Annotated in this window: 16 protein-coding genes; 6 read left to right on the plus strand and 10 right to left on the minus strand. The window is 71.8% G+C overall.

Annotated elements, in window-relative coordinates:
- Window positions 1–5: 5 nt before the first annotated feature.
- Complete coding sequence (locus tag OG594_RS15280) at window positions 6–650, minus strand: TetR family transcriptional regulator (RefSeq protein WP_266599120.1); 645 nt, start codon at window positions 648–650, stop codon at window positions 6–8.
- 216 nt (window positions 651–866) lie between these two features.
- Between OG594_RS15280 and OG594_RS15285 the strand changes: the two genes are divergently transcribed.
- Window positions 867–2096 carry an acyl-CoA dehydrogenase family protein gene (locus OG594_RS15285; RefSeq protein ID WP_033220961.1) on the plus strand — a complete coding sequence of 410 codons (1230 nt, stop codon included), beginning with the start codon at window positions 867–869 and terminating at the stop codon, window positions 2094–2096.
- Between the two features lie 57 nt (window positions 2097–2153).
- On the opposite strand, the gene OG594_RS15290 is transcribed toward OG594_RS15285, so the two are convergent.
- Together OG594_RS15290 and OG594_RS15295 are read right to left on the minus strand one after the other, a co-directional pair.
- Window positions 2154–2909 carry a hypothetical protein gene (locus OG594_RS15290; RefSeq protein ID WP_266599122.1) on the minus strand — a complete coding sequence of 252 codons (756 nt, stop codon included), beginning with the start codon at window positions 2907–2909 and terminating at the stop codon, window positions 2154–2156.
- 72 nt (window positions 2910–2981) lie between these two features.
- Window positions 2982–3419, minus strand: coding sequence for an SRPBCC family protein (locus tag OG594_RS15295; protein WP_266599124.1), 438 nt, complete (start codon window positions 3417–3419; stop codon window positions 2982–2984).
- Between the two features lie 155 nt (window positions 3420–3574).
- Between OG594_RS15295 and OG594_RS15300 the strand changes: the two genes are divergently transcribed.
- The gene (locus tag OG594_RS15300; protein ID WP_030011808.1) at window positions 3575–3760 is read left to right on the plus strand and encodes a DUF5999 family protein; all 186 of its coding nucleotides are present in this window, start codon (window positions 3575–3577) and stop codon (window positions 3758–3760) included.
- A 152-nt stretch (window positions 3761–3912) separates the two neighbouring features.
- Here the strand turns inward: OG594_RS15300 and OG594_RS15305 are convergent, their stop codons facing one another.
- Together OG594_RS15305 and OG594_RS15310 are read right to left on the minus strand one after the other, a co-directional pair.
- The gene (locus OG594_RS15305) at window positions 3913–6009 is read right to left on the minus strand and encodes an NB-ARC domain-containing protein (protein ID WP_266599127.1); all 2097 of its coding nucleotides are present in this window, start codon (window positions 6007–6009) and stop codon (window positions 3913–3915) included.
- Window positions 6010–6071: 62 nt separating this feature from the next.
- Complete coding sequence (locus tag OG594_RS15310) at window positions 6072–7037, minus strand: fibronectin type III domain-containing protein (protein WP_266599129.1); 966 nt, start codon at window positions 7035–7037, stop codon at window positions 6072–6074.
- A 302-nt stretch (window positions 7038–7339) separates the two neighbouring features.
- Between OG594_RS15310 and OG594_RS15315 the strand changes: the two genes are divergently transcribed.
- From OG594_RS15315 to OG594_RS15325, 3 genes are all read left to right on the plus strand, one after another.
- Window positions 7340–7534 (plus strand): hypothetical protein, encoded by a 195-nt coding sequence (locus tag OG594_RS15315; protein ID WP_266599131.1) that lies wholly within the window; start codon window positions 7340–7342, stop codon window positions 7532–7534.
- 129 nt (window positions 7535–7663) lie between these two features.
- The gene (locus OG594_RS15320; RefSeq protein WP_266599133.1) at window positions 7664–9229 is read left to right on the plus strand and encodes a hypothetical protein; all 1566 of its coding nucleotides are present in this window, start codon (window positions 7664–7666) and stop codon (window positions 9227–9229) included.
- Window positions 9230–9401: 172 nt separating this feature from the next.
- Window positions 9402–10037: a hypothetical protein gene (locus OG594_RS15325; protein ID WP_266599135.1), complete on the plus strand. Its 636-nt coding sequence runs from the start codon at window positions 9402–9404 to the stop codon at window positions 10035–10037.
- 92 nt (window positions 10038–10129) lie between these two features.
- Here the strand turns inward: OG594_RS15325 and OG594_RS15330 are convergent, their stop codons facing one another.
- The gene (locus OG594_RS15330; RefSeq protein ID WP_266599139.1) at window positions 10130–10525 is read right to left on the minus strand and encodes a RidA family protein; all 396 of its coding nucleotides are present in this window, start codon (window positions 10523–10525) and stop codon (window positions 10130–10132) included.
- Window positions 10526–10685: 160 nt separating this feature from the next.
- A complete protein-coding gene (locus tag OG594_RS15335) occupies window positions 10686–12086 on the minus strand; it encodes an MFS transporter (protein WP_266599141.1) in 1401 nt (466 codons plus the stop codon).
- A gap of 141 nt (window positions 12087–12227) precedes the next feature.
- Between OG594_RS15335 and OG594_RS15340 the strand changes: the two genes are divergently transcribed.
- Entirely contained in the window at window positions 12228–13199 is a 972-nt protein-coding gene (locus OG594_RS15340; protein ID WP_266599143.1) for a YafY family protein, read from the plus strand.
- Between the two features lie 370 nt (window positions 13200–13569).
- On the opposite strand, the gene OG594_RS15345 is transcribed toward OG594_RS15340, so the two are convergent.
- From OG594_RS15345 to OG594_RS15355, 3 genes are read right to left on the minus strand one after another with little or no spacing between them, the layout of a single operon-like run.
- The gene (locus OG594_RS15345; protein ID WP_266599145.1) at window positions 13570–14709 is read right to left on the minus strand and encodes an LLM class flavin-dependent oxidoreductase; all 1140 of its coding nucleotides are present in this window, start codon (window positions 14707–14709) and stop codon (window positions 13570–13572) included.
- 11 nt (window positions 14710–14720) lie between these two features.
- A complete protein-coding gene (locus tag OG594_RS15350) occupies window positions 14721–15782 on the minus strand; it encodes an LLM class flavin-dependent oxidoreductase (protein ID WP_266599147.1) in 1062 nt (353 codons plus the stop codon).
- Window positions 15779–17185 (minus strand): NtaA/DmoA family FMN-dependent monooxygenase, encoded by a 1407-nt coding sequence (locus OG594_RS15355; protein WP_266599149.1) that lies wholly within the window; start codon window positions 17183–17185, stop codon window positions 15779–15781. Before OG594_RS15355 ends, OG594_RS15350 begins: the two co-directional genes overlap by 4 nt.
- Between the last annotated feature and the right edge of the window lie 44 nt (window positions 17186–17229).

The raw sequence follows: 17229 nt of genomic DNA on the forward strand, positions 1-17229 counted from the left end.
GCGGGCTAGAAGCCCGGGCCGTCCTTGCGGTTGCCGGCGGTGGCCAGGCGGCCCCAGAGGAGGTCCGTGAGGCCGGCGACCAGGTCCGCGCGCTCGCAGGGGCGTTCGCCCAGCCACCAGTCGCCGGCCGCGTGCATCATGCCGACGATGCCGTGGCCCCAGATCCGGGCGAGGCGTTCGCCCCCCGGACCGAGGTCCACCCGTTCGCCGATCACCTCGGCCAGTTCCTCGCCGAGCCGGCGCAGCAGCGGGGCCGAGTGCAGGCCGACGTCGAAGCCGCGTTCGGCGCTGTGGGAGTCCTCGGCCGGGTGCATCAGGAAGCGGTAGACCTGCGGGCGGGCCTCGATGGCGGCAAGATAGGTGTCGAGGGTCGCCTCCACCCGGCGGCGCCGCTCGGCGGGGGCGTCGAGCGCGGCCCGCAGCGAGTCGAGCAGGGCGTCGGTGTGCCGGACGGCGAGGGCCTGGTAGAGGCCCGCCTTGTCCCCGAAGTGCCGGTAGAGGATGGGCTTGGTGATGCCGGCCTCCGCCGCGATCGCGTTCATGGAGGCCCCGGGGCCGTCCCTGAGCACGACCCGGTCGGCGGCTTCGAGCAGTTCCCGACGGCGGCGTTCGGCCGCTCCCGGCTCACCGGCCTGCTGAGTGGTCTCCATGACGTGTTTCTCTCCCCGCCCTTGCGATGTGCGTGACGCCCACGCAACGTAACACCCCGCACACCCTGTCGATCGAATCGGAGGTCACGTCGTCCGGCGTCGTGGCCGGTGCGGACGGTGCTTGACAGTGCTTACTCGCCGGTAACAGACTGTGGTCTTCGCGTAGGTTACCGCTAGTAACTTCCGCAGGGCCGAGTACAGACAGGTGGAGGGGACATGGCGGAGTTCACCATGGAGCTGAACGACGACCAGAAGCAGGTGCGGGACTGGATCCACGGCTTCGCCGCCGATGTGATGCGCCCCGCCGCCGCGGAATGGGACGAGCGCGAAGAGACTCCCTGGCCCGTCATCCAGGAGGCCGCCAAGGTCGGCATCTACTCGCTGGACTTCTACGCCCAGCAGTTCTTCGACCCGACGGGCCTCGGCATTCCGATGGCGATGGAGGAGCTCTTCTGGGGCGACGCGGGCATCGCGCTGTCCATCGTCGGCACCGGACTCGCGGCCATCGGCGTCGTCGCCAACGGCACCGAAGAGCAGATCGGCACGTGGATCCCGCAGATGTACGGGACCCCGGACGACGTGAAGGTCGCCGCCTTCTGCTCCTCCGAGCCGGACGCCGGCTCCGACGTCGGCTCGATGCGCACCCGCGCGGTCTACGACCAGGCGAAGGACGAATGGGTGCTGAACGGCACCAAGACCTGGGCGACGAACGGCGGCATCGCCAACGTCCACATCGTGGTCGCGGTCGTCGATCCCGCGCTGGGGACCAAGGGGCACGCCTCCTTCATCGTCCCGCCGAACACCCCCGGACTGTCCCAGGGCCAGAAGTTCAAGAAGCACGGCATTCGCGCCTCGCACACCGCCGAGGTGGTGCTGGAAGACGTACGGATCCCCGGCTCCTGCCTGCTCGGCGGCAAGGAGAAGCTGGACGAGCGCCTCGCGCGGGCCCACGAGCGCGCCCGCAGCGGCGGCGGCGAGCGCGTGAAGAACGCGGCCATGGCCACCTTCGAGGCCTCCCGCCCGGCGGTCGGCGCGATGGCCGTCGGCACCGCGCGCGCCGCGTACGAGGTGGCCCTCGACTACGCGAAGACCCGTACCCAGTTCGGCCGCCCGATCATCGACAACCAGGGCGTGGCCTTCCAGCTCGCCGACATGCGGACGCAGATCGACGCGGCCCGGCTGCTGGTGTGGCGGGCGTCCTGGATGGCGGTGGCGGGCCGGCCGTTCGAGTCGGCGGAGGGCTCCATGTCGAAGCTCTTCGCGAGCGAGGTCGCCCAGAAGGTCACCGCCCAGGCGGTCCAGATCCTCGGCGGCAACGGCTTCACCCGCGAGTACCCGGTGGAGCGCATGCACCGGGACAGCGCCATCTACACGATCTTCGAGGGCACCAGCGAGATCCAGCGCCTGGTGATCGCCCGCACGATCTCCGGCATGCCGATCCGCTAGGCGCTGGGCCTCGGCCGGGGGTGTGGGGTGCGGGGCCGATGCCCCGCACCCCGCACCTCAGCGCAGCCGGGTGAGGCAGAACGTGGTGAACTCGTCCCGGCCGTACTTCGGGTCGGAGACGTAGTCCGTCGGAGCGCAGCGCGCACCGGGTGTGTCCGGCCGTTCGGTGACCCGGTACTCGGCGCGGGGCGAGGCGCAGGACAGGACCTCCAGATCCTGGTCGGTCCAACTGCCCTCGTTGCGCACGCACTGCCCCGAAGTCAGCTGCGGCTCGCCGGCCACCAGGCCGACCACCACGAGGGCCGGGACGGCCAGGAGGACGAGCAGGGCCGGCGTCAGCAGGAGCAGGAACGGGGCCCGGCGCCACAGCGGCTTGCCCGGATCGAGCGCGGGCCGGTAGCCGCCCGCCGGGGGAGCGAGCCTGCGGAAGGACGCCCGCGGGCCGAGGTTCATCAGCAGGGTCACGGGCGTGATGAAGACGGACAGCGGCCCCCACCAGCCCTGCCACAGGGTGTCCGAGGACATGCGGCGGTAGGTGGCGAGCCCGCAGTCGCGGCAGAACGGTCCGGGCAGGCTCAGGAACCGCATCAGCACGATCAGGCCCTGGTGGCCGCGTACGGTCGCGTGCGCGGCGGGCCAGGCCCCGCACAGGCGACAGCCGTAGCGGCCCGGCTCGGGGTGCGCGCCGTACGCGCCGTAGGGCTGCGGTCCGGCATGCCAGGGGCCGGCCTGGCCGCCCTGCTGCGGGACGGGCGCACCGTAGGGGTTGTACGGGCCCGCGCCCTGTTGCTGCGGCTGTGGCGGAGTGGCCACGGAAATCTCCTCGGTCGCTTCATGATCACCGGCGCGGTGATCACGGCACCCTACGCCCTGCCGGCCGCGCCCTCAGGTCCGCAGCAGCCGCACGAGGGCCCGGCCGAAGAGGAACCGGCCCGCCGCCGCGACCAGGGGGTCCAGGGCGCGGGGGAGGCCGCGCAGGCGCAGCTCCTCCCGCCAGTGGATCTCCGCGCCGCCCGTGTGCAGGGGGCGGATCTCGATCTCCGCCCAGCCCGTCACCGACCGGCCGCGCTTCTCGAGTCGAACCAATCCCGACGAACCTTCGGTAGGGGGTCGCCATTCGACGACCTCCATGCGATCGTCGAATGTGATCCTGCTCACGCCCGTCCGCGCCGTGAAGATCGTTCCGACGCGGGTCGGGGGCGGCGTCTCGATGATCGTCCGGGTGAGCGGGACCTGCGCGCCGTGGCCCTCCCAGTCCGTGAGCATCGGCCACGCTTCGACCGGTGGCAAAGACGTGCGGTGAACGATCCGGATAGCGGGCATGAGCGCATGGTAAGCGGGCATACACACCGTGAACTGGACGGCGAATACGGGTTCCGTCCGGGGGCGGCGATCAGTAATACTCACCGCCACCGTGGATCGCGGATTCGACCGGGTGACCACCGGCGCTCCCGCCCCACTTCGCGAGGAGGTGCGCCATGTGCTCCCACCAGCCACCCTGCCCTACTGCCGACAGCGCCGATCACGACGCCGCCCGCATCGTGGCCTCTCACCCTGAACAGGGCTGGAGCCTGCTGTGCAACGGGGTCGTGGTGTTCGACGACACCGGTGAACTGCTCCCCGACAGCCGCACGGTGGAACCCCGCCGCCCGGCCCTGGTCTGAGCGAGGAGGCAGCATGCGCCAGCAGCTGATCCGTAAGCCCGTCCCGAAGCCCGCCCCCCGAGACCTGGACCTGCGCACACCGTCGGGCAGACCCCTCCCGTACTGACGGGAGCCCAGGATTTAGGCCGTACTCCAGCCCCACCGGCCGAGACTCAGCCGGTGGGCGCAGCCGCGCCGCCCAGGAACGCCGCCTCGTAGGCGGCGTCCCCGATCGCCGCGCGGGCCTGCCGCTCGCCCTGGTCCCGCAGGGCCTTCAGCGAGGGGGAGCCCATCTGCGGCCGGCCCACCGTGCGCCACCAGGCGTGCGCGGTGCCGAGCAGCCGCGCCGCGAGTTCCCCGTCGCCCAGCCCGGCCACCGCCGCGGCCAGCAGGTCCAGGCCGAGCGCGATCCCGAAGCGGTCGCCGAGCAGCCGTTTCCCGGAGAGCATCGCCCGTACGTGCCGGGCGGCCTCCCCGTGGTCGCCCAGGCCCAGCGCCGCCACCGCCAGGATGTAGTCCGCGTACGCCCGCAGCCAGCGCTCGCCCAGCTCCGCGCAGGCCTCCCGCAGGGCCTGTGCCTCCTCGGTCGCCTCGTCGAAGCGCCGCAGGTCGCACAGGGAGTAGCTGGTGGCCAGCTTGCACAGCAGCCAGCCCGTGCCGCTGGTCCGCCCGCCGTGGCCCGCCCGGGCCCGGGGGCCGGCCAGGCGCAGGGCCCGTACGGGGTCACCGGGCATCAGGACGGACGCCGCCGCCAGGTAGGCCGCGCGCAGTTCCCGCTCGGGGTCCGCGAGCCGGGCCGCGTCGCGCGTGCACTCGTCGCCGAGTTGGCGCGCCGCGTCCATGTCGCCCTGGAGCAGCATGGTGAGTCCGAGGGCCCACACGGCCTGGTTGTACGCGGCCCCCGTGCGCGGAGCGGCCCGCAGGGCCCGTTCCAGGAAGCCGCGGCCCTCGTGCACGTGCCCGCACGCGAACCAGTAGAACCACAGGGCTCCGGCCATCTCCAGCGCCGCCGTCGGATCGGCGGCGATCAGGTGCTCCAGGGCGGTACGCAGCTGCGCGTGCTCGGCGGTGATCCTGCGGTACCAGTCCACCTGCCCCGGGCCCATCCACCCCCGCTCGGCGGCCTGGGAGAGCGCGGCGTACCAGTGGGCGTGCCGGTCGGTGACGATCTCCACCTCGCCGAGCTCGCCCAGCCAGTCCTGTCCGTACTCGCGGATCGTGTCCAGCATCCGGTAGCGGGTCCCGGTCCCGCGTTCCTCGATGCGCAGGACCACGGACTTGGCGGCGAGGCCCGCCAGTACGCGTTCCACCCGGGCGGCGGGCAGCGGCCCGCCCGAGCAGACGGCGCGCGCCGCGGCGATGTCGAAGTCGCCGGTGAAGACCGAGAGTCGGGCCCACAGCAGCCGTTCCAGCGGCTCGCACAGTTCGTGGCTCCAGCCGATCGTGGTCCGCATCGTCTGGTGTCGGCGCGGCAGTGCGGCCCGGGCGTCGGACAGCACCTCGAGGCGTTCGCCGATCCGCTCGGCCATGTGCTCCAGCGTCCACAACCGCAGCCGGGCGCCCGCGAGTTCCAGCGCGAGCGGGATGCCGTCCAGGCGCCGGCACACCTCGGCGGCCAGGGCGGTGCGCGCGGGGTCCGCGAAGACGGCCGCCGCCCGCGGGGTCGCGGCCAGGGCGCGGGCCCGGAAGAGCGTGAGGGCATCGCTGTCGGGCCCCTCGCAGGGCAGCGGTCGGACCTCTACGACCTCCTCGGTCGGCATGTCGAGCGGCTCGCGCGAGGTGACCAGGATCGTCAACCCGGGCGCGGACTGGAGGAGTTCGGCGACGAGATGGCGGCAGTCGGCCACCAGGTGCTCACAGGTGTCCAGGACCAGGAGCAGCTCCTTGTCGGCCATCCACGCGCACAGCTCCTCGTCGGGAGGGCGCGGGGAGTGGTCGGCGAGGCCGACGGTGTGGGCGACGGTGGCGGTGAGCAGGCTCGGATCGCGCAGCGGCGACAGTTCCGCCCACCAGACCCCGTCGGGGCGAGCCTGGCGGGCGGCGGCGACGGCCCGCAGGGCCAGTCGCGACTTGCCGACGCCGCCCACCCCCGTGAGGGTGATCAGTCTTCGCTCGCGCAGCAGGCCGTCGAGCAGCTCGAGTTCGCGCTCCCGGCCGACGAAGCTCGCAGGTTCCGGAGGTAGGTTGCCGGGCACCGGGCAGGGGTCCGGTCCGGGATCGCCGTCCGCGGATTCTGCCTGATTGTCATTGAACGAGTACTCACCGAACACGGATGTATTGTGCGCGATCTTCCCGTGCGGCCGTGCCGTTCAGGCCGGATCGGTGGCTCCTTTCATGCGATGAGTGTGAGCCGCCGCTCCGCGGAGAAGGATCCCCAGTTGCCGTCCGGGAGCCTGGCCCGCAGTTTCACGGCCCAGACCGTGCCGGCCGGCTCGGTCACCGTGAGCCGGTGCTCCGCCCGGCCGCTGGGCACCGCACCCGCGCCGAACTGGATGACGGTCGTGGGCAGTCCGTTGACGTACAGCTCGTACTCGGTGGTCAGGTCGCCGGTGTCCGGGGCGGTCCACGTCAGCGTGACGGCCCCCGGGGAGGCGGTCGCGGCGAATGCGGCGGGTGCCGTGCCGGGGCCGTCGCCGGCGGCCGGCGGGGTCGTCACGTCCACCGCCGGGCCGTCGGGGGAGGAGTTGTCCGCCCCGTCGCGGGCCCGGACGGTGAAGGTGTAGACGGTGTCCGGCCGGAGGTTGTTCAAGGCCGTGGCGCTCTCGCCGGGGCCGGCGGTGTGGATGCGGACACCGCCCTGGTAGACGTCGTAGGCCGTGACGCCCGTGTCGTCGGTCGCCGCCGTCCAGGACACCCGGGCGGACCGGGGTCCGGTCGCCCGGGCGGTGGTGGTGGCGGGGGAGGTGGGGGCCGTGCGGTCCTCGGCCCGGGCTGCGGGGGTGGTCACCCGGGCGGCCGGGCCGGGTCCGGAGAGGTTCCCGGCGGCGTCCTTGGCCCGGACCGTGAAGGCATAACCGGTCTGCGGGGCGAGGCCGGTGATGTCCACCATGGTCTTCTCGGCGGGGAGCTCGCGGACCAGGCGGTCGGCTTCGAAGACCTGGTAGCCGGTCACCCCGTCCCGGTCGGCCGCCGCGTCCCACATGACGTGCACGCTGGTGGCGCTGCCGGCCTGGGCGGTCAGTCCGGCGGGGGCGGGCGGGGGTTCGGTGTCGGGCGCGGTGCACGCCGTGAGGCCGGTGGTGCCGGCGATGCCTGCGACGGCCAGGCAGAGGGCGAGCGTGGGGGCGCTGCGTCGCACGGGGTGCCTTCCTCGGCTCCTGAATGGTCTAGACATATATGGCACGGTGGGCGTGCCCCCGACAAGCCCCCTGCGCCCGACAGTCCGCGGTGTGCCCGGGTTCGCGTCCTTCTGTGCCCGCAGGGCCCGGCCGTCCACCTCGTCCCGGTGGCCGGTGGCCGGTACGGCCGTACGACCGACCGGCGCGAGATCGTCAAGGACCGACCGGCCGTCACGGACGGTCAACACCCGTACGGCGGACACGCCTTTCGCTCGAAGGCACCCCCTCCTGCGCCACCATGGCGGCGAGTAAGGAGGTTTCGATGGTGATTTCCCTCTCGGTGGTCGTCCTGCTCCTCATCCTGGCCTGGATCTTCCTGCGCAGCGGCGGTCTCAAGTTCTCCCACGCCGTCGTCTGCGCGCTGCTCGGCTTCTACCTCGCGAGCAGCAGCATGGCCGCGACCATCCACGACGGCCTGACGGCCACCGCGCACGTCGTGTCCAGTCTCAATCCTTGATCGACTGTTGCGCCTTCGTGAATCATCCGGCCCGTCCATGGACTCCTCGAGCGGTGCGATCTAGCGTCTGGCGGCGGCGCGACATCAGACGCAATGTCAACAACGCTGAGAGAAAAGGAGGAAGTCCGGATGTTCCGAAGATCGCTGAACTGCGCCGTGCTGCCCGTCGTCGCCGCCCTCACGGTGATGTACGGCGGCTCGCCGGCCCAGGCCGATGAGATACCCAAGGCCCCCGGCCACCGCCTCGTCACCCACTACGACGGCGCCCCCGCGGCCGCCGCCCCACTGCCCGGCGAGGCGCCGCCGCAGCACCCCTTCCTCGCACCCAACGGCCGCAGCGGCATGCACTCCGACGCCGCGGGCAGCGCCACCTCCCCCTGGTCGGGGCCGCTCGGCAAGAACCCGAAGGTGACCAGCGAGAAGATCGCCGCACTCGGCGGCGAGTGCGCGACCGCGACCTTCGACTCGGCCGGCCGGCTCGTCACGGTGTGCGGCACCTTCTCCGGCTTCAAGGTCAAGCTCCTGGAGCCCCGTACGCTCGCCACGCTCGCGGAACACCAACTTCCGCAGCGCTCCTCGACGGTCGAGGCGATCACCTCGCTCGACTTCGCGAAGATCTTCAAGGACACCTCGGGCGGTGCCTACTTCTACCTGGACGATCAGGACCGCGCCGTGCTGGCCGACTCCCGCCAGCACATCCTGCGCCTGGCCCACTCCCAGAACCCCGACGGGAGTTGGAAGTTCACGGTCGACAACGACTGGGACCTCACCGGGCAGGTCCCCCACGACTGCGTGACCTGGACCAACCTGTGGCCCAGCGGTACCTGTGACCCCGTCACCTCGGTGATGCCCGACTGGAACGGCCGCATCTGGTGGGTCACCCGCCAGGGCCGGGTCGGCACGGTGGATCCGGCCACCTCGCAGATCCGCTCGGTCCAGCTGCGGGGCGAGGAGATCCAGAACTCCTTCTCGGTCGCCGAGGACGGTGTCTCCATCGTCTCCGACCACGCGCTCTACAGCTTCCGCGCCGCTGCCGACGGCACCCCCGAGATCCAGTGGCGCCAGACGTACGACCGGGGCACCGCGTCCAAGCCCGGTTCGGTCAACCAGGGTTCGGGCACCACCCCGGACCTCTTCGGTCAGGGCTACGTCGCCATCACCGACAACGCCGACGACCGGATGAACGTCCTGGTCTACAAGCGGGGCGCGGACGTACCCGCCGACCGGCGGCTGGTCTGCAAGGTGCCGGTGTTCGGCTCCGGCGCCTCGACCACCGACAATTCCCTCATCACCTGGGGCAACAGCATCGTCGTCGAGAACAACTACGGCTACGAGAACCCCACCACCCTGCTGCTGGGCAAGTCCGTCGTGGGCGGAGTGGCCCGCATCGACGTCCGCGCCGACGGCAGCGGCTGCGACACGGTCTGGGAGAGCGCGATCCGCGCTCCCTCCGTGGTCCCGAAGCTCTCCACCGCGAACGGGCTGCTCTACTTCTACGAGAAGGAGCCGAACGTCTGGGGCATCGACGCCTGGTACCTCACGGCCGTGGACTTCCGCACGGGCGAGCGCAGTTGGCGGCAGCTGACCGGCACCGGCCCGCTCTACGACAACAACTGGGCCCCGATCACCCTCGGCCCCGACGGCACCGCGTACGTCGGTGTCTTCAACGGCATCGTCGCGGTCCGCGACAACTGACGCACGGGCCGCCCGCCGCCGGGTACCCCTGGCAGCGGGCGGCTCGCGGGGCACGGACGGCGGTCCGTTCGTGGTGGCCGATCCCGGTGCCCGTACGCGGTGAGCGAGTACCCGCTTGCAGGTGAGTACGTGTACTCACGCGCCAGGGGCGGCTCGATCACAGACTTGGCGCATGAGACGAACCCCTGCTCCGACCGGCACGGTCGCCCGATTCCCGCGCCGCGTGCGGCACGCGCTCGCGATGACGGCCCTTGCCGCACTGGCGCTCTCCGCCTGCGGCACCGCGAAGGCGGGCCCCGTTGCGGTGCGGAGCGAGTCCGCTGACACCGCCGGGACCGGGCCCAGCCTCACGGAGGTACGGGAATCGGTCGAGCGGTCGTGTCCCCCGAGCGCCCCTCCGGTGCCGCCGCCGACCGGTCCGGCGTCGGCACTCCCGCGCGGTGTGGCGCAGGTGCCGTCGGACGTCGAGCCCGTCGCCCCCACCGCGGGGCCGGAAGTGGAGTTGAACGCTCGGGACTGGTGCGCGAGCGCGCTCCATGAGGAGCGCATCGCCCGGGCGCTCCAGGACCTGACGGATCCCACCCCCGCCGAGGTCAGGAAGATCCTGAACGACCTGGGCTACGTCGACGAGCGGATCCACGACCTGAAGCGGTCGGGTGCGACCACGCGGTTCTTCCTCGACCTGCGCGACGAGGGCGGACGGCTCTGTTTGGAGGGCTCGGCGGCCGGCGAGGAGACCGTCGTCGACACGTGCGTGGCCCCCGTGTCCGGCCCGTTCGCGGCGGGAAGCCGAACGAGCGGCCACTAGGGCGCGTTTCGAACGGGCTGACGTACCTGGAGCAGAAGGGGGCTGCTCGTGCCGGTTCAACCGGCACGAGCAGCCGAGACGGCGAGGTCGGATCAGGCGACGGCGGTCCCCTCGAGCTCGACCATCTGGCCGGGGATCGCCAGCCGTGTCACCCCGAGCATCGTGGTGGCCGGTGCCACACCGGCGGCGCCCAACCGCGACGCCAACACGCCGTAGTGCGGGAAGAGCAGATCGACGTCGGTGGTGTAGACGTTGAGCCGGACGAGGTTGGCGAGGGACATGCCGGCCTCGCCGAGCACGGCCTCCAGATTGTCGAGGCTCAGCGCCAACTGTGCGGCCATGTCACCGTCGTGCTGCGGCTTTCCTTCGTCGCTCATCGCGGTCTGCCCGGAGCAGTACAGGGTCCGGGTGTGCCCGGAGACGAGCTCCCCCTGGTTGAACCCCATCTCCACCGACCAGGTCACCGGGTTGATTGCCGTTCGTTCCACTGCCACTTCAGCTCCATTCGAGTAGGTGCTCACCAGCCTTCCAACAAATCACGACACCCTTGGTCATGTATGCGATGAGGTTCTCGTACGCGTGCCGATCGGCTGGTCCCGCTGCTGCGGCAGCGTGGTCGGCTGACTGCGGACACGTCGGCCCGCGCGTTCACTGGTCGACGTGCTCGGCCGCGGCCTTCGGGAGCGCGAGCATCATGAGTCCCGCCACGAGGTAGAGCACCGCGGTGACGACGAGGACGATGCTGAGCGCGTGACCGTAGTCGGCCGGTCCTGGCGCGTCGGTCGTCGATCCGGTGACGGCGGCGAAGAAGATCGATCCGAGAACGGCGATGCCGATGGATCCGCCGATCTGGTTGACGGTGGAGAGGACGCCGCCCGCCGCGCCCGCATTGCGTCCGGGGACACCGGCGAGCACGACGTTGACGAGAAGGGGTGCGGCGAGGCCCAGTCCGAGGCCGCCGATGAACAGGCTGAGCGCGAGGAGCCAGAATCCGGGGTCGCTGTCGTCCTTGATGACGGCCAAGAGCACGAGCTGAGATGCCGCGACGGTGAGCGAGCCGGTGACCAGCAGGGCTCTGCCCGCCTTGGCGGCGAGGGCGACGCCGAGTCCTGAGGTGATGATCGAGCCGAGGGCGTAGGGCAGGATCACCAAGCCGGTCTCCCACGCGGTCCGGCCGGTGCCGAGCTGAAGGTAGACCGACAGGGTGAGGAAGAACGATCCGATACCGCCGAAGAAGAGCACGGATGCGCTCAGGCCGATGGCGAAAGCGCGGATTTTGAGTAGGGCCGGGTCGAAGACGGGTTCGCCCCCACGGCCGGCGAGGCTGCGCTCGTATGCGAGGAAGAGCGTGAGCAGGATGGTTCCGGCCGCCAGGAGGACGTAACTGGCCGCGGTCCATCCCCATGTCCCGGTCTGGATGATCGGCAGCAGGAGGAGCAGGATGCCCGAGGCCGCCAGGAGGGCACCCACGAGGTCCAGCCGCGCGGTAGAGGCGGAACGCGACTCCGGCAAGACCCTCGCCCCGACGACGAGGGCGAGGATCGAGACGGGCACGTTGATCCAGAAGATGGTGCGCCACCCCAGACCGAACAGGTCGGCCTCGACGAGGAGTCCGCCCAGCAGTGGGCCTGCGACCGAGGCGAGCCCCTGGACGGCCCCGTAGGCGCCGAACGCCTTGGCGCGCTCTGCCGGGGCGAACGATGCTCGGATCACGCCGAACACCTGCGGGACCATGATCCCCGCGGTCAGTCCTTGCACGGCGCGCATGCCGATGAGCATTCCCGGAGTGACGGCGAGCGCGCAGAGTGCGGAGGTGACCATGAACCCGACCAGCCCGATCATGAACAGGCGCTTGCGGCCGAACTGGTCACCGAGCCGTCCGCCGGTGATCAGTCCCGCGCCCAGGGCGAGGGTGTAGGCGGCGATCGTCCATTGGATCTGGGCGTCGCCGGCTCCCAGGTCACGGGCCATCGCAGGGGACGCGACGGTGACGATCGTCGCGTCGACGAGGTCCATGAAGGAGCCGAACAGCACGACCAGGAGCGCCATGTTCGCGCCTGGGCCGGAGATGGGTGCTGAGGGGGCGTCGGGGGCACGTGTGCCCTCTCGGGATGTCTGTGGAGCGGTCATGCCGGCCAGGGTCACAGCTATAGTTGCCACCGAATGACCGCTTTCCCGGGGGGCGGGATCATGGCTGTGACCTCCGCGCGGACGCTCAGGCTGCTGTCGATCCTCGGTGTCGGCGCCACCCTGACCGCCGAGGAGCTCGCCGAAAGGCTCGGAGTCTCCCTTCGAACCGTGCGACGCGACATCGACACGCTCAGAGATCTCGGGTACGAGATCGAGGCCGTGCGCGGGGTGGGCGGGGGCTACCGGCTCGGCCGCGCCACCCGCTTGCCGCCGGTCGTCTTCGACGAGGACCAAGCAGTCGCCGCGGCCGTCGCGCTCCAGACCGTCCCCACCATCCTCTCGGGCATCCGCGAGAACTCGGCGCGCGCCCTCGCCACGCTGCAGCAAGCGATGCCCGCCCGCAGCCGCATCCGCACCGAGTCGTTCAGCGTCTCCGCAGCGCGCAACTACTGGGAATTCCCCGCAGCACCCATCGATGACGAGGTCATCCGCGTCATCGGCGGCGCGATCAACCGACAGCACGTCGTCTGCGTGGACTACACCGGCGGGGACGAACCGGCGACGCTCACGCTGGAACCGCACGACCTCGTCGTGTGGGCGGCACGGTGGTACCTCATCGCGTTCGAACCGGACGCGGACCGATGGCGCGCGATGCGCGTCGACCGCCTCGCACCACGCATGCCCACGGGGAGGACCTTCGACCGCCGCGACGTCCCGCACGGCGATCCCGTCGCATTCGTCATGAGCACGCCCGACCGAGGCGACACCCTGGCGGAATGGCCGTGTTGCGGATCGGCGCTCGTCGCACTACCCGCGCCCGTCGTCGCCCGGTTCGCCCCCGGCGGGTCGACGGTCGAGCACGACACCGACACCAGCTGCCGACTCACCCTCGGTGCGTGGTCATGGGCAGGGCTGGCAGGACTGCTCCTGACCTTCGACGCCGACGTCACGGACATCGAACCGGCAGAGCTCAGGCGGGCGCTGCGCTCCCTGCGCACCCGCATCGACGAAGGACTCAGGTGTGCTGAGTGAGTTCACCGCCGCGGTTCGAGGCCGTGCTCGACCGGATCCGGGCGCCCCGCCCGAGCTCGGGCCAACGAGTGGCTGTGACCAGCACATTCGAAACACGCCCTAGCAGGGCGTGCTACGCGATCAGCGGCGGGCTCCCCCGTCCACCGCGCTCGGGGTGCCCCCGGAGGCGAGCTGGTCGGGCCGCTCGGCAGCCCGTGCCACCACCGGTGTCGCGGGTGCCTTCGGCAAGGTGATCGGCGGCCGGCTCAGCCACCGCCGCGCGCTCGACCTCGCGCCGACGGCCCGGGCGCGTACCTCGAGCCGGTCGTCCCACCGAGGGTCCTCACGGCCCGCACCGTCCGGAGCCCGTGCGCCGAGGCCGGTGACCTCGTCAGAGCGCCGCCCGGCGGTGCCACTCCTCGGCGAGCAGCCGGTAGGAGTTCACCCGGTCCGCGTGCCCGTGCGTGATCGTGGTGATCAGCAGTTCGTCCGCGCCGGTCGCCTCCTGGAGCCGCTCCAGGTGGTCGGCGACGGTCCGCGCGGAGCCGACGAACCGGGTCTCCACGCGGTCGGCCACCAGCTGCCGGTCCGCGTCGGTCCACGGCAGGGCCCGCGCCTCGGCCGGGGTGGGATAGGGGATGGCTCCCTCGGCCGTGCGGATGCTGCGCACCCAGGCGCCGTACCCGGTGGCCAGTTCGCGCGCCGTCTCCTCGTCCTCGGCCACCACCACGTCGGCGGACACCGTCAGGTACGGACGGTCCAGCTCGGCCGACGGCTTGAACGCGGCCCGGTACCCCTCGGCCGCGTCCAGCACCGCGGCCGGACTGACGTGGTAATTGGCCGCGAACCGGAGCCCGTTGCGACCCGCCGTCTGCGCACTCACCCCGCCGCTGCTGCCCAGGACCCACACCTCTACGTCGGCCCCCTCGCCGGGGACGGCATGTGCCTCCACCCCCTCCGGCGAGCGGTACTCGCCCCGCAGCAGCGCGAGCACGTCGTCGACCTGCTCGCCGTACTCCTGCGGCTCGGCTCCCGGCAGGTTCAGCAGCTTCTGCTGGAGGGCCACTCGCGGATGGCCGAGCAGATGGGCGAAGGAGAACGGGTCGGGGATCCGCAGCCCGTTCGGGGTGTGCCCGTCCACGACCGGGGTGACCGGCGGCTGCCCGCCCCGACCGTCGGACGGCCGGGGACGGCCCGCCGAGCGGCCCAGACCCAAGTCGATGCGCCCCGGATGCAGCGCGTCGATCAGGCCGAACTCCTCGACGGTCGACAGCGCGGTGCGGTGCCCGAGCTGCACCGCGCCGGAGCCGAGCCGGATGGTCGAGGTCGCGGAGGCGGTCAGCGCGAGCACGACCGCCGGCGAGGTCCCGGCGACCCCCGGATTGAGGTGGTGCTCGGCGAACCAGTAGCGGGCGTAGCCGAACTCCTCGGCCCGCCGGGCGAGGTCGATGCTGCGGTGCAGGGCCTCGGCGGCGGTGGAACCGGAGGAGACGGGGACGAGGTCGAGGACCCCGAGGGGGATGCCGGGCATGGCCGGACTCCTTAAAGATCGGGGAGGGACGGGTCGGGGAAGCAGGGGTCGGGTATCGCCGTGCGCAGGACCGGCGCGATGTCCGACTGGAAGAGTTCGAGCGAGGCGCGGTGGTCCGCCTCGGCCAGCCCGCCCGCCTCGGCCTGCAGGTGCAGGGCCGTGTGGCCGAAGGCCTCGTGGTAGCGGTGCACCTTCTCGATCACCTGCTGGGGGCTGCCGATCAGAGCCGAGCTCCGCTCGACGAAGTCCTCCAGGGTCGGGAAGACGGGGGCCGCGCCCAGCTGTTCGTGGAAGGCGAGGTAGCGCGCGAACGCCGGCCGGTACGCCGCGACCGCCTGCTGCGAGGTGCGGGCCGCGTGGTAGCCGGCCGTGCCCGCGCCGACGACGGCGTGCGCCGGATCGTGCCCGTAGTGCTCCCAGCGCTCCCGGTAGTGGCGGATCAGCTCCGCGTACGGCCCGATCGGGTGGCTGACGTTCGCCGAGAACAGCGGGTCGCCGCAACGGGCCGCGAGATCGACCGAATCCCGGCTCGTGGCACTGCCGTGCCAGACCCGCAGGGCTCGCTGGAACGGCCTCGGCAGCACCTCCGCACCGCTCAGCGCGGGCCGGAAGCGCGGCTCGGCGCTCACCTTGTCCTCCCGCCAGATCCGGCGGAACAGCTCGTAGCCCTCGGCGTTGCGTTCCCACTGGTCCTCGGGGGACACCTGGAACAGCTCGCGCTGCGCCGTGCCGTTGCCCTTGCCGATCATCAGCTCCAGCCGCCCGTCGCTGAGGTGGTCGAGCGTCGCGTAGTCCTCGTACGCCCGCACCGGGTCGAGCAGGCTCAAGGTGGTGACGGCGGTGAACAGCCGGATCCGGCGGGTCAGCGCGGCGATGTGGCTGAGCACCACGGGCGGCGAGGAGGACAGGAACGGCCGCTCGTGGCGCTCGCCCACGCCGAAGCCGTCGAAGCCGAGCTCCTCCGCCAGCAGGGCGGCGGCGACCACCTCACGGAACCGCTCCCGGGTGGGCTTCAGGCCCCCCGTCGCCGGGTCGGGGGAGTCCGCGATCAGGGTGATGGCGAGGAACTTCACGAGGCCGGGGCCGCGGCCGCAACCGGGGCAGGTGCCGAGGACGGAACCGGGGGCGGCGCCGGGGTCGCGAGGCCGAGGTGGTCGCGCAGGGTGGTGCCCTCGTACTCGGTGCGGAAGACCCCCCGCTCCTGGAGCAGCGGTACGACCGAGTCCGCGAAGCCGTCCAGGCCGCCCGGGGTGATGTGGGGGACCAGGATGAAGCCGTCGGCGGCGTCCGCCTGCACCAGTGTGTTGATCGACTCGGCGATCGTGGCGGCCGATCCGACGAAGGTCTGGTCGGCGGTGGCCCTGAGGACCAGCTCGCGGATCGACAGGTTCTTGGCCCGGGCCAGCTCGCGCCACTGCCGGGCGGTGGCGAGCGGATCGCGGAACTGCCGTACGCTCGCCCGCCCGAGGGCGATGGTGTTCTCCCCGACCAGGGGGTCGACCTCGGGCAGCGGACCGTCCGGGTCGTAGGCGGACAGGTCCCGGTTCCACACGTGCTCCAGGTACTTGATCGCGGTCTGTCCGCTGACCTGGAGGCGGCGCACCTCGTGCGCGAGCTCCCGTGCCTGCGCGTCGGTGTCCCCGAGGACGAAGGTGGCCGCGGGCAGGATCTTCAACTGGTCGTGCGTACGGCCGTGCCCGGCGAGCCGGCCCTTGACGTCCGCGTAGAACTCCCGCCCCGCGTCGAGGGTTCCGTACCGGCCGAAGATCGCGTCGGCACTTGCGGCGGCGAACTCCCGGCCCTCCTCGGAGTCGCCGGCCTGGAACACCACCGGCCGCCCCTGCGGGCTGCGCGGCACGTTGAAGTGGCCCTCGATGTCGAAGTGCCGGCCCCGGTGGGCGAAGGCCCCGGCCCGCGCGTCGCGCAGGAAGGTGCCGGACCCCGCGTCGGCGGCGATCTCGGAGCCGTTCCAGGAGTCGAACAGCTCGTTGGCGGTGGCCAGGAACTCCTGGGCGCGGGAGTAGCGGTCCTCACGCGGCAGGAATCCGCCGCGCCGGAAGTTCTCGCCGGTGAAGGCGTCCCAGGAGGTGACCACGTTCCAGGCGGCCCGGCCCTCCGACAGGTGGTCGAGCGTGGCGAACTGGCGGGCCACCTCGTAGGGCTCGTTGAAGGTGGAGTTGATGGTGCCGGTCAGGCCCAGGCGCTCGGTCACCGCGGCCAGGGCGGCGAGCACCGTGAAGGTGTCGGGCCGGCCCACCACGTCCAAGTCGTATATCTCGCCCCCCTGTTCGCGCAGTCGCAGTCCCTCCGCGAGGAAGAGGAAGTCGAACTTGGCGCGCTCGGCCGTCTGTGCGAAGTGGATGAACGAGTCGAAGTCGATGTGGCTGCCGGCGGCCGGATCGCTCCACACCGTGGTGTTGTTGACACCCGGGAAGTGGGCCGCGAGATGGATCTGCTTGAGCGGCTTGCTGCTCATGGTGGGTCCTTCCGGAGGGTCCGGGTAGGGCGGCGGGTCGGCCG

The sequence above is a fragment of the Streptomyces sp. NBC_01214 genome (assembly GCF_026340975.1).
Classification (GTDB): domain Bacteria; phylum Actinomycetota; class Actinomycetes; order Streptomycetales; family Streptomycetaceae; genus Streptomyces.

Coding starts and splice junctions, on each gene's coding strand:
- OG594_RS15280 (WP_266599120.1), bottom strand. CDS start 650: ATGGAGACCACTCAGCAGGCCGGTGAGCCGGGAGCGGCCGAACGCCGC.
- OG594_RS15285 (WP_033220961.1), top strand. CDS start 867: ATGGCGGAGTTCACCATGGAGCTGAACGACGACCAGAAGCAGGTGCGG.
- OG594_RS15295 (WP_266599124.1), bottom strand. CDS start 3,419: ATGCCCGCTATCCGGATCGTTCACCGCACGTCTTTGCCACCGGTCGAA.
- OG594_RS15300 (WP_030011808.1), top strand. CDS start 3,575: ATGTGCTCCCACCAGCCACCCTGCCCTACTGCCGACAGCGCCGATCAC.
- OG594_RS15315 (WP_266599131.1), top strand. CDS start 7,340: ATGGTGATTTCCCTCTCGGTGGTCGTCCTGCTCCTCATCCTGGCCTGG.
- OG594_RS15320 (WP_266599133.1), top strand. CDS start 7,664: ATGTTCCGAAGATCGCTGAACTGCGCCGTGCTGCCCGTCGTCGCCGCC.
- OG594_RS15325 (WP_266599135.1), top strand. CDS start 9,402: ATGAGACGAACCCCTGCTCCGACCGGCACGGTCGCCCGATTCCCGCGC.
- OG594_RS15335 (WP_266599141.1), bottom strand. CDS start 12,086: ATGGCGCTCCTGGTCGTGCTGTTCGGCTCCTTCATGGACCTCGTCGAC.
- OG594_RS15340 (WP_266599143.1), top strand. CDS start 12,228: ATGGCTGTGACCTCCGCGCGGACGCTCAGGCTGCTGTCGATCCTCGGT.
- OG594_RS15345 (WP_266599145.1), bottom strand. CDS start 14,709: ATGCCCGGCATCCCCCTCGGGGTCCTCGACCTCGTCCCCGTCTCCTCC.
- OG594_RS15355 (WP_266599149.1), bottom strand. CDS start 17,185: ATGAGCAGCAAGCCGCTCAAGCAGATCCATCTCGCGGCCCACTTCCCG.